The 12,545-nt window shown below is 44.3% G+C and carries 7 protein-coding genes and 2 pseudogenes; 2 read left to right on the top strand and 7 right to left on the bottom strand.

Going from position 1 to position 12,545, the window contains the following annotated elements; all coding sequences use genetic code 11:
* Positions 1-165 precede the first annotated feature (165 nt).
* The 4 genes from ACJJIN_RS23315 to ACJJIN_RS23300 all read right to left on the bottom strand — a co-directional run bounded on the left by ACJJIN_RS23315 (position 166) and on the right by ACJJIN_RS23300 (position 6,483).
* Entirely contained in the window at positions 166-3,297 is a 3,132-nt protein-coding gene (locus tag ACJJIN_RS23315; RefSeq protein ID WP_152454490.1) for an efflux RND transporter permease subunit, read from the bottom strand.
* 13 nt (positions 3,298-3,310) lie between these two features.
* Positions 3,311-4,660: an efflux RND transporter periplasmic adaptor subunit gene (locus tag ACJJIN_RS23310; protein WP_152456399.1), complete on the bottom strand. Its 1,350-nt coding sequence runs from the start codon at positions 4,658-4,660 to the stop codon at positions 3,311-3,313.
* 14 nt (positions 4,661-4,674) lie between these two features.
* Positions 4,675-6,006 carry a TolC family protein gene (locus ACJJIN_RS23305; protein ID WP_152454491.1) on the bottom strand — a complete coding sequence of 444 codons (1,332 nt, stop codon included), beginning with the start codon at positions 6,004-6,006 and terminating at the stop codon, positions 4,675-4,677.
* Positions 6,007-6,081: 75 nt separating this feature from the next.
* The gene (locus tag ACJJIN_RS23300; protein ID WP_282933837.1) at positions 6,082-6,483 is read right to left on the bottom strand and encodes a hypothetical protein; all 402 of its coding nucleotides are present in this window, start codon (positions 6,481-6,483) and stop codon (positions 6,082-6,084) included.
* A 516-nt stretch (positions 6,484-6,999) separates the two neighbouring features.
* Here ACJJIN_RS23300 and ACJJIN_RS23295 point away from each other — a divergent pair.
* The gene (locus ACJJIN_RS23295) at positions 7,000-7,743 is read left to right on the top strand and encodes a transglutaminase-like domain-containing protein (protein ID WP_152454492.1); all 744 of its coding nucleotides are present in this window, start codon (positions 7,000-7,002) and stop codon (positions 7,741-7,743) included.
* A gap of 57 nt (positions 7,744-7,800) precedes the next feature.
* On the opposite strand, the pseudogene ACJJIN_RS23290 reads toward ACJJIN_RS23295, so the two are convergent.
* The 3 genes and pseudogenes from ACJJIN_RS23290 to ACJJIN_RS23280 form a co-directional block, all read right to left on the bottom strand.
* Positions 7,801-8,741, bottom strand: a pseudogene (locus tag ACJJIN_RS23290) (IS1595 family transposase).
* A 102-nt stretch (positions 8,742-8,843) separates the two neighbouring features.
* A pseudogene (locus ACJJIN_RS23285) lies at positions 8,844-10,049 on the bottom strand (IS256 family transposase).
* Between the two features lie 447 nt (positions 10,050-10,496).
* Complete coding sequence (locus tag ACJJIN_RS23280; RefSeq protein ID WP_216646256.1) at positions 10,497-11,102, bottom strand: 3'-5' exonuclease; 606 nt, start codon at positions 11,100-11,102, stop codon at positions 10,497-10,499.
* A 327-nt stretch (positions 11,103-11,429) separates the two neighbouring features.
* Between ACJJIN_RS23280 and ACJJIN_RS23275 the strand changes: the two genes are divergently transcribed.
* Positions 11,430-12,545, top strand: coding sequence for a hypothetical protein (locus tag ACJJIN_RS23275; protein WP_152454493.1), 1,116 nt, complete (start codon positions 11,430-11,432; stop codon positions 12,543-12,545).

Below are 12,545 nucleotides of genomic sequence, written 5' to 3'. Positions count from 1 at the left end.
TGAGGCAATAGAAACATCTATTATTTTCTATTTATCTTATATAAATATCAAGCGCATCCATTTCTTTCATGCTCAAAAATGAACCAACAAACACTTAAATATTTTCATTAAAATTTTGCTCACCCCTACCTAAATATAAGCAAAGGTGAGCATCATAAATTATGTTTATATTTTCAATATACCTTCTCTTCCATGCACTATCCGATAAAGCAATGGCAGTACAAACAAGGTTAGGAGAGTAGAAGAAATTATGCCTCCAATTACCACCGTAGCTAGTGGTCTTTGAACCTCTGCTCCAGTACCTACATTCAAAGCCATAGGAACAAAACCGAGACTTGCAACCAACGCAGTCATCAATACTGGACGCAGGCGGATCATAGCACCATCGATAATGGATGTGAGCAACTCACCACCTTGCTGACGAAGTTGTCGGATGAAGGAGAGCATTACCAAACCGTTTAACACCGCCACACCAGATAGTGCAATAAATCCTACTCCAGCAGAAATAGATAAAGGCATATCGCGCAACCATAGGGACAAGACACCTCCAGTAAGCGCCAGGGGTACTCCACTGAAAATAATTAAGGCATCCTTGAATGAACCAAAGGCCATCACCAGAAGTCCCAGAATTACCAATAGTGTCAGTGGAACCACTATTGAGAGGCGAGTACTGGCGGATTCCAATTGCTCGAAAGTGCCGCCGTATACTAGCCAGTAACCTGCAGGCAAAGAGACCTGCTGATCAATACGGCTCTTCGCCTCTTCAACAAAGGACCCCAAATCACGGTCGCGGACGTTGGCAGTTACCACAACACGGCGCTTACCATTTTCCCGGCTGATCTGGTTGGGGGCAGGGGTCATTTCCAAGTTAGCAACTTCTGACAAGGGCACATAGCTACCCAATGGGCTACCAGTAGGTAACGGAACAGGTAAATCCCCAAGGTTCTCATAGTCTCGTCGCAAGCCTTCCGGCAGACGCACTACCAGATGAAAACGGCGATCGCCTTCGTAAATCAATCCAGCCTCTTCACCTCCAATAGCCGCTGAAACCAAATCTTGCAAGGTTTGCAGATCTATTCCATAGCGGGCGAGTGCGATTCGATTCGGCACTATTGATAGAATCGGTAGACCCTCCACTTGTTCTACACGAGCATCAGCAACACCCTCAATTCCATTTAGCACACCGAGAATTTCATTTGAAGAAGCCACCAGCTGATCCAGATCATCACCGAATACTTTAATACCCAGGTCTGCACGTACGCCGGAAATTAGTTCATTAAAGCGCATTTGGATTGGTTGGGTGAACTCGTAGTTATTTCCCGGTAACTGACGCACAGCTTCTTCGATTTCAGCAACCAATTGTTCCTGGGGCAGTTTCGGATCGGGCCATTGGTCACGGGGCTTCAGGATCACAAAATTGTCGGCTACATTTGGCGGCATTGGGTCTGTTGCTACTTCTGGTGTACCAATTTTTGCGAATACTTTATCTACTTGAGGAAACTCCTTAATACGCTGCTCCAACAAGCTTTGCATTTCTACAGATTGCTCTAAACCGGTACCAGGAATACGCAGGGCGTGTAAAGCGATATCACCCTCATTGAGCTGAGGAATAAATTCAGAACCCAGTGTTGTTGCAAGCCAGCTGCAGAACAGTACTAATGCAAGAGCCCCAGAAAGTACTAACCAGCGCACTTTCATTGCAGCAATCAACAGTGGTTTATATAAAGATTTGGTCGCAACAATAACTTTGTTTTCATTTTCACTGATTTTACCTGTCAGGAAAACAGCAACTGCTGCAGGCACAACGGTCAATGAAAGCACCAGTGCAGCGAGTAAAGCCATCACTACAGTGGCAGCCATGGGGTGGAACATCTTCCCTTCCACACCTGTAAGCGAAAATAGAGGGATATACACCACGGTAATGATCAAAACACCAAACAAACTTGGGCGAATCACTTCGTTGGTAGCTTGGAATACTAGCTCCAAACGCTCTTGTAGGGGCAGCTTGCCTCCGTTGCGATGCTGGGCTTCGGCAAGTCGGCGAATCGCGTTCTCCACAATTATCACGGCCCCATCGACAATCAGGCCAAAGTCAAGGGCTCCGAGACTCATCAGATTGGCGGAAACACCCGTTTGCACCATGCCGAAAATGGTGGCAAGCATGGAAAGCGGGATTACCGCTGCAGTAATAAAGGCGGCTCGAATATTTCCCAGCAACAAGAACAATACCACGATAACCAGCAGCGCACCCTCAACAAGGTTTTTTTGCACTGTAGCGATAGCTTTATCTACCAGAGTGGTCCGATCATAAACCGCCTCTACCTTAATACCTTCAGGTACGGTTGATTTTATTCGCTTTAAGGCTTCCGCTACACTTCGAGCTACCTCCCGGGAGTTTTCCCCTACCAGCATCATAGCTGTGCCCAATACGGTCTCTTCACCATCGCGAGTGGCAGCACCGGTGCGAAGCTCTTTTCCAATAGCTACTTCGGCTACATCCGAAATTTTAACCGGCACCCCGGCGCGACTGGTAATTACCACATCCTCAATTTCGGCAATATTTCGCAACTGCCCTGGTGAACGCACCAGAAGTTGCCGTCCATTCCCCTCCAAGTAACCAGCGCCGCGACTTTCGTTATTGCGGCTCAGCGCTAGAGCGATATCTTCCATGGATACGCCAAAGTTAAGCATCTGTCGAGGTTCGGGTGTTACGTGATACTGCTTGTTATAGCCACCGATGGTATTAACTTCAGTAACTCCGGGGACTAAGGATAATTGCGGTTTTATAATCCAATCTTGAATTTCCCTCAGTGAAGTGGCGTCGTAAGGCTGCCCATTGGGCTGGGTGGCGCCAGGCAGAGCCTCCACTGTGTACATAAAAATCTCACCGAGTCCGGTAGCAATGGGACCCATTTCAGGCTCTAACTCCGGAGGCAAATGACTTTTAATACTACTGAGACGGCTATTAATTAAGTTCCGAGCAAAATAGAGATCTGTACCCTCTTTAAAAACAACAGTGACCTGGGACAAACCGTAGCGAGAGAGCGAACGGGTATATTCTAAATTAGGCAAGCCGGCGAGTGCCGCCTCCACAGTGTAAGTAATCCGCTGCTCCGCCTCTAAAGGTGAATAACCAGGAGCCTCGGTATTAATCTGTACCTGAACATTGGTGATATCGGGAACCGCATCAATTGGAAGTCTCTGATAACTCCAAACCCCCAGGCCCACCAATACAAAGATCAGGGACAGTACGAAGTAGCGCCGCTCAATTGAGAAGCGCAGTATACTTTCAATCATCTTCTGGCCTCATTTAATGGCTATGTGCAGCGCCGGACTTTTCAATATCCGCTTTGATCAGGTAGCTGTTCTCGGTGACATAGCGATCACCCTCATTGAGGCCACTCAGCACTTCGGTTACAGTGCCGTCGCTACGGCCGAGTTTTAGTGGACGAATTTCATAGGTTTCTCCCACTTTGATAAATACCACCGTCCAATCGCGGAAAGGTTGTAGTGCACGATTCTCGACCACTAAAGGCACAGATTTTTCATTGGTTACTACTTGGCCTTGGACCATTAGATCGGTAGTCCAGAGCTCATTGGGGTTTTCAATCACCGCTCTTGCAATCGCGAAGGGCTGACCATTACTGCTCGGAGCAAGGCTGCTGATAGTTGACTCAAAAGAACGCTCACCAGCTGTAATTGAAACCTGTTGCCCTAATTTGATCTGATCGCGACGCATCGGAAATACTTGCAACTCAGCCCACAGCTGGTCGTAGTTAGCTATGGTAAACAGCACCCGTTCGCCACTGAATTCACCTTGGCTGGCTTGCTTATCAATTATCTGACCGCTAATAGGAGCGACCAATGGATAAATTTGCAAGCTGTCATTGGATTCGATAGAAGCAAGCTCTTCCCCTTTCGCTACCAAATCGCCAAGCGTTTTTTTAACAGTGATTACGGTTCCTGGGTAACGTGCACGCACATGACTGAGGTTACGATGATCTATCGCAGTTTTACCATATAAGGTAACGCTTTCTTTAATTATACCTGGAGCAGCAATTGCAGTTTTAATGCCTGCCTTTTTTGCCATTTGTTCAGAGATCTGCACTCGACCTTCATGGGACTCATAATCCCAACTTGTGCGCTCGCCGTTGTAAAAAACAGAAACGGCAACATCAAAAGAGTGAGGTTCCTTTACTACGCCTTCACCGCGGTAATACCCAACACTATCCTCCCAGGCAAAGGGTATTTGATCCACTTTTCCACCAAGTCTTTCAAGCTCTACGGAAACACGAGCATTCTCTAAAGGTTTACCATTAAGAGAAATCCAGGCTCGAAACTCTGGCTTTACACCACTTTCATAAATAAGCAACTCGGCCGTTAGATCCCCCTCAGTCAGTAAACGGCCACCATTGGGGCCCTTTTCCTCCTGATGCTCATCATGTCCGCCATGGTTATCACTATGTCCATGACTAGAGAATTGTTTCCCTTCCTGTTCATCATGCTCATCATGGCTATCATTGGAGCCCAGCTCTTCATCTTGCTTAACATGTTCATCATGACCACCATTTGCATGACCCAGGCTTGCAATCCAAAATCCAGAGAAAATGAGGAGTATGGATAATATTGCCAGGCGAATTACTTTACTTAATCTGCTCATATCTAAATCCAAAATTATTTTCCGCTTCCTACACTCTCGGAACCTAAAGGCCCTGCTGTAAGCTGCTCAATCTCAGCGCCGAAAAGAAGTACAGACCGCGCTGCTTCGATTCGTGCACGTTCAGCATCGAGCAACTCTTCCCGAGCAACAATTAAGTCAAGATAAGAACTCCGGCCACGACGATAGGCACGATCTACTTCAGTCAATGCCTCGCGAAGCTTAGGGATTACAGAATCCTGCAAACTGGAGACAGTAGCCAGGGCCTGTTCGCGACCGGTTACGGCAAGAAATAGCTGAGGATAAAGTTGTAGTAATGCCGCCTCACGACGGAGCATAACCTCATCCAATTCAGTCATTGCTGTTAGCTCGGCACCACGATTGCGTTTTGCGGTAAAGAGTGGAACTTCGAAACCAGCTAAAGCTGTAGTTTCGTCAACAGCCCGATTCACGAGAAGACCTGCAAACCATCCAACATCAGGCTTTGAGTTGGACTGGGTGAGACGAAGCTGTGAAGCACTCAGTCGCTCTTCGGAAGCAAAGCGCGCTATAGCTGGGTTTTCCTGCGCACGCGCATAAAGTTCCTCAAAACTAGCGCCGGGCTCAAAACGATAGAGCTCACTGGAGTCTACTCGATAATCTATACTCGGCTGTCCCCACAGAGCCGATAGGGCATGCCTGTAGTACACTAGCATGCTCTCATCCGTCTGCTTAGCGAGGCTTGCTTTTGTCAGGGCGGACTCCGCTCGTAGGCGTTCAGAAACCGGGCTAGCAGCAGCGCTGACTCTGGCGCTGACAGCGCTTAGCGTTTCACGTGCGAGTAATACCTTCTCCCTAGCCAATACAGCTAATTCCTGGGCAGCAAGAACCTGAGCATAGCGACGGATAACTTCTGCCAGAAGATCTAGCGCCTTAGCTTGCTCATCCGCGATCAGTAAATTACGCTGGGCATTGACTACATCTATTCGAGCTCTACGTTTATCTCCTAGCTCAATTACGGAGGATAAAGTTACCGTCAACTCAAGCTCATTGTCGGCATCATCCTCGGGATCTGGCGCATTATTGGAGCCACCATCACCAAAGTTCTTGTATTGAGCCTCACCTCCTAGGCTTAACGCAGGCCGCAGTGCTGCAGTCTCTTCAGCACCATCTAGACCTCTTCTCTGTAATGGGAATACCGCAAGCTCCGGATTCTGTGCGAGCGTCAGCTCAATCGCATCTGGTAATGTCAGTAAATCCCCCTCCTGCGCGGATACTGATTGCGCAGCTAAATACATTATCGCCACCATCAACTGGAATATGGCACGACGACGAATCACACTCTCAGTGAGCGTGCAGTAAAAATCCATGGGTATCTCCCAAGTCAGTTTTTAATTGCGCAAGGGGGCCTTGTAGCTCTCCTTACTCGCGCGGCATTAGAGCAATCAGACTTGGGTTATAGGTGGGCGGAGTAGAGGGGTAAAATAACCACTGGGAACACGTGTATTGCCGAATTCTCGATAATTAACGATTCCGCTCAGAATAGAGAGTAATGATTGACCTACCAGGGCGGTAAAGGTACTTCCATGGCAATGACAGCAGTGATTACATAAATCCAGAAGAAACGAAGATTGATCAGCCTCATCCCCGCTGGAGGGGATCTGTAAGCTTAAATCAGAAGGGGAGCTGTCCGGTTGAAACGGTAAATTGCCGGGCAGATCTTCATCATGATGTAGAGACAGGTGATTCGTTACCTCCTGAACTTCTTCATGGCTATCATAGAATGCACCTGCGGTCTGAAAGACCATAAGCACAATTAATAGAAATGATAGTCGAACTACATTCATAAAAGTTACAAAGAGACCAGAATCTACTGAATGGGATTCTAGCAAGTAAATTCAGACACCTCAACTTAACTCACTGCCCTAAAGTTATCATTAACCCCAAAGTGGCTATTTGGTCACACCTTCTCTCCAAGTGAGGAGTCAGCCTCTAGAAGAGGTCAATTTACAGTTAACGACACTTACACTAGTAAGGAGTCTATCGGTCCCATAGTCCACGGAATTTGGGTTGGAAAGGTAGAGCTTTAAAAGGGCTATATTCTTCAAGTAATCGGGATGCGAGATCATAATACTAATGTTAAATTCATTAAGTAGATTAAAATTCTTTCAGGAACCGTTAACCTTGCATGAAAGTGGGGGATTAACTTTGAATAAGCAGCCCAAATAAAAGTCTATGCGACATTCATTTAGGAATGATTTTGATAAGAGAGCTTTCGTGAAGTCTTAGGAGGTTTATTCAATTATACGAGAGGGCAGAGTTTAAATAAGCCCACATTATAACTTACCTTGGAGAACAAATGAATGAAGACACTTACTCGTGAATACTTATCAGAAACCCCTATGCTTGACTTTGAGAATAAAACCATTCAGATGTTAATTGAAAATAAGAAATGGCGTAAGCTATCTCAGTATGACGCCATTGGTGCCATCTATAAGTTTGTTCGTGATGATATTTTATTTGGTTACAATAGTGATGATCGTATTCCGGCTAGCAGGGTACTGAAAGACGGGTACGGACAATGTAACACTAAAGGAACATTGCTAATGGCTTTGCTTCGCGCTGTTGGCATTCCTACACGCATTCATGGATTTACTATTTTTAAAGACCTTCAGAAAGGTGCCATACCTAGTTATCTATTCTATATCGTACCTGAACGAATTATCCACAGCTGGGTTGAAGTATATTCAAATGATAGGTGGATCAACCTTGAAGGATATATTATCGACCGCCCATACCTGAACAAAGTCCAAGAAGGGTTCCGTAATCAATGCTCTGAGTTTAAAGGCTATGGTATTGCCACAAAATGCCTACAAAACCCACCCATTGACTGGGAGGATAAAGATACATTTATACAGAAAGAAGGTATCGCAGACGATTTCGGAGTTTATACGCAACCTGATGATTTTTATCTGCTCTATGGAAGTAATTTAACTGGCATTAAGAAATTACTATTTCGCTTCGTGATCCGTCATTTAATAAATATCAATGTTAAACGGATTCGAGCAAAGGGCTTAGGTAAATGTAATACCTTAGAATTAAGCTGATAAAGTATAGCGATACCACCTCTAGCGAGGGTGTTCAAAACTCTGCCTAATTACCACCTATACTAAGCCAATTTTCAGCAGTCTTTCCGGCATTGGAGGTGTCCGAAGAGAGAAAAAAAAAGTCTTGGAATGAGTGCTGATAAGTCGAACCGTCGATTAAATCGATATTGAAATTCTGCCAAATATCGCTGCGCATATTTCGGCCTAATCGCATGGTAGGTACTACGCAGTGCACTTTTTAGATTGCCGAGTACCGTATTCACCCAATAGAACTCAGGCTCTTCAACAGAAGCTCGACCACCACCACAAACAATCTTGTCATGTACACAATTAGCCTCTGTGACAGCATTGAAGCATGCAAGGCCATCTGAGATAACCATGCTACCGCTGCAAAGATGCTTTTTGCTCCAGGTAGAAATCTCACTGCTCCTGAAGCCCTTGATAATAGAGAGCTTGATACGAGTAGGACGTCTATCTTTGGTAGTTTCAACGGCAGCCACAAAGGGAGTTTTACCCTTAGCTCCGCGCCCCGGCTTGCATCCAGTATGTTCACCACCGAGATAGGCATCATCCAATTCAATAAAACCGGATAGCTTGTACTGTTGGTCCCGCTCCATCATCACCTGCATGAGTTTCTGCTTCATACGCCAGGCAGCGTTGTAAGAGAGACCCAGATGACGAGCCAGCTCCATAGAGGAAATACCCTTCTTATCCTGGGTAATCAGAAAGATACCGAGAAACCAAGTAGTAAGGGGCAGTTTGGTGGAGTCAAATATCGTACGAGAAGTAATCGATGTCTGACGTCGACACCGGTTACATTGCTTGAGCTTGCGGTAAGCGAGGTTGCAATGTTTGTCATGTCCGCAGTGAGGGCAACAGAAGCCATTTGGCCAACGCCATTGACAGAGAGCATCGAAGCACTGCTCTTCTGTACCATAAGCTTTAAGGAATTGGGTCAAACTAATACCCTTCTGGAACTGTACCTTGTTGCGAGCCATGGTGTATTCCCTTACAGATCAACATGATAGCTGTATTTATATACAGTTACATGTGACTTAGCAAGGGTGGTAATTAGGAAACTCTGTGTCAGCCAAATAGCCTCATAGGCTGATGTATTTCTCCAGTCGATCTGGGAAGTGGATCGTCAGCTGTGATAGTGTCAGATTCCAATTTTGAATTGGGTGCGTCCAGCGTTCGGAGGCTTTTAGTATACCGGCATAGAGAAGCTTCAGTAAGCTATTCTCATTGGCGAAGCCGCCCTTGGTCTTGGTCAACTTGCGGAACTGCCTGTGTACAGCCTCCACCGCATTCGTAGTGTAGATCGGTGTGCGGACGTATTCCGGGTATTTAAAGTAGGCCGAGAGAGTCGGCCATTTACCCCGCCAGGACTTAATCACCATTGGATATTTGTCACCCCACTTGGTCTCCAGCTCGTCCAAAGCGTGCTCGGCGGCATTGAGCGTTGCCGCCTTGTAGATGCATTTGAGATCGGCCATAAAGGCCTATTGATTCTTTGAAGCTACATACTTTAGTGAGTTGCGGATCTGATGGATGATGCAGTGCTGGATCTCGGTCTTAGGGTAGATGCTCTCTATGGCCTCAGGGAAACCCTGCAGGCCATCAACACAAGCAATGAGGATATCTTTGACCCCACGGTTGTGGAGATCGGTCAGAACACTCAGCCAATGATGTGCGCCTTCTTGATCGGATAGGTAGAGCCCCAATAACTCCTTCTTGCCTTCGATATTGAGGCCAAGAATCGTGTAAATGGCCTTGCTGGCATAACGACCGTTTTCCTTGATTTTGTAATGGATAGCATCGAGCCAGACAATAGGATAGACAGCCTCCAGGTCGCGCTCACGCCAAGCTTGTAGTTCAGGCAGCAGCTTGTCAGTAACGGCATTGATGGTGCCGTTGGAAAGCTCCATTCCGTAGATATCGGCAATATGTGTGCGGATGTCCTGATAGCTGTTACCCAGGGCAAACAGGGCGGTAATCTTGCGTTCCAGTTCGTCGGTAAGCTGAGTTTGATGCTTCTTGACGATTTGAGGCTCGAAGGTGCCGGCACGATCCCGCGGCGCCTGCAGCTCGAAGCTGCCAGCGGGGCTTTTCATAGTTTTTGAGGTGGTGCCATTCTTGCGGTTGGGCTTATCCTCGCTGGCGAGGTGCTCTTCCAGCTCCGCTTTCATGGCAGCTTCAGTGAGTTGTTTGATCAGAGGGGTGAGGATGCCATCTTTGCCATTGAGGTCTTTACCCTCGCATAAGGCTTTGACGGCGGCATCCATATCGAAAGTAGGTTTGGTCATGGGTCATCTCTTTTTTGCTAATAGTAAAGAAATGACACAGAATTCTGAACACTACCCCTCTAGCTCTAGTCTGAGATCTAAATATGTAACTTAACTGCCACTATAGGAGATATGGTGGGTATCATTTCCTTTAGATACGATATCTATAATGAGTCCCAGAAAATATAAAACAATCTTTTTGAACAAACCCAGGATTACATAATCATATAAAATAATTTAACTTTCATATCAACAACCAATCAAAGCGGAGTATCTAAACAATATTAAATCGAGTACTCTTGATCTTCCCGCAATAAAAGATTAAGAGTCATAAAATACAATAGCCATCTATGAATAAATGAGACAAATTTCTATGACATGAAAGGCAGAGGTTAAGCCTCTCATACAATCAAAATTATATTTATAATAAGTACATCACCTATTCGCATCAAACCAACGATACATTTTTTAAATAGTCAAGTAAGGAAGTATTCTCGAAATATTACGTGCATCATCCACACCGCGATGCTGCTGACCTTCAAAGACAATACCGAGAGACTGTAGAGCAGATCCAAGTCCTGAACGACGCTTCTTACCTGTCTTTTCTTGCCATACTGCTTTCAGGTTGATATGCGGTTTAGCAAAAAAATCTGGCGCGCAACCGTGCCGTATCAGCTCTACTTTGATCTGCTTCCAATCGTATTCCCCCCAGCTAGCCCAGGCTTGATACTCATAATGAGATAACCATAAGTTAAGGAGACTCGTGCTTTCTCTGAAATCAGGCGCACTAGCCACCATGCTATTTTTGATACCTGTAAGTTCACTGCAAAACTTACTAAGTTTCGGATTAATCATTGGTCTAACAAATTGACTATGACTAGCTAAGATTTCACCATCCAAAGTAGTCAGTACAAGTCCGAATTCAATGACCTCCATTACCCCAACAGATAGTGGGCGATCATTCCAACAAGTTGCCTCAAGATCTACAATCAGCAGGTGCTTAATACCATTGAAGCAATTCTGAAAAACCATGCTAAACCCTATAGTATTTTTTAAAAATGAAAAAAATCCCATTAGTATACGAAAATTATAATATACATATAAACAGAGTGAGATATTTAGAACGAGCCCGTCATCAATTGACATGGCTCAATAGAGTATTGTAAATTTTTCAAGGGATATACTATATGGAAACAATAACATGTCCTTTAAGTACTTTTAATTATTAAATATTAGATTTCTTGGTATATCATTAGGTATTCATAAAAAATAATAAGCCATTTCAAAATATATGTGTGTATATTTATGAAGCTCTATAGCTCTCAGAACAAACTTATCAGCAAGCTAGATAGAGAAACTACAAACCACACAATATTTCTATCTTTACAATATGGTATAACTATGTTTAGAGCACTGCAACAGCCGGGTGAATCCATCCATTCCTTTATATTAAGAGTTTTTATAAAAGCTGGGTTTCGGAATATAAATAGCTTAATAGCTGGCGGGGGTGGATGGAGAGAGTACCCTTCAATTCCGGATACAGCCAAAAAATATTTCACTTTTTATCCCGAGAAAGTACTGATTGACATTTTTGACTCTACTTACTCTATCGGAACAGAGGACACTTTTAGCAGAAATAGATTTACACATTTTAAAGGCTTCCCGCAAATTCTTAACTACTCTCATGGACAATTTACTGGAAAACGAATACCTATTAAGTTTTGTAAAAGGTGTATTGAAGAAAAACTTGCAAATCAGGGCCATGCGTTTTTCGAAAGCAAGTGGTTATATATATCATATTGCGAAAAGCATAACTGTCCGTTATGGCAAATCAAAAGAACCCCTTCAGTAAAAAACAAAATTAAAAGCGTGATTTTAGGTGTTTTATCGGCTAACTGGGAGAAAGTATCCAGCTCAATAAAACATTTAACTTCAGAAGTTTACAATAATAAACATTATGAGGACCCCATAAGTAAGTGGAAACTTTACTTTTCTCCCTGTGCAAAACTAACCTACATAGAATATTTTGTTCAGACTTTATCCTATCAGAAAAATTACATTGGGAAATTTTCTGATAGGAGATCAGCAGAACCCACGAAGAGCGACCTGAACCTCTTAAGAGCAAGATTGAAGAGATATTGTCATATGAGTTTTTATGATGTGTACAGTAAAGAATTGCAATCAAACTATAAAATCATTAAAAACTTCGAAAAAGAAAATTTTGAAACTATAAAAGTTAAACGATGGGGAATGGAGTTCCCTATACTTAAAGATAAAAAGGGAGCCTGCGCATCTTGTTCCCGATGGAATATAGATTCTTTCACTGACTGTTCAATTTCTGGTGTTATAGCTAGCTCTCGTGAAAGCGATTATTCAAGAATGGAAATTAACAGCAATAATTATATTGACTTTACAAAAAGATGTGCTATTACTTGGCTAAACATACAGAGATATGAGTTTCGCAAGAAGTATGGTTATAAACATCCCTTAGGCCTTCCTGCACCTCTCAATCAATAA

It is taken from the genome of Microbulbifer maximicatervae (SeqCode) (assembly GCF_052467505.1).
This window is presented reverse-complemented; position numbering and strand designations above follow the sequence as displayed.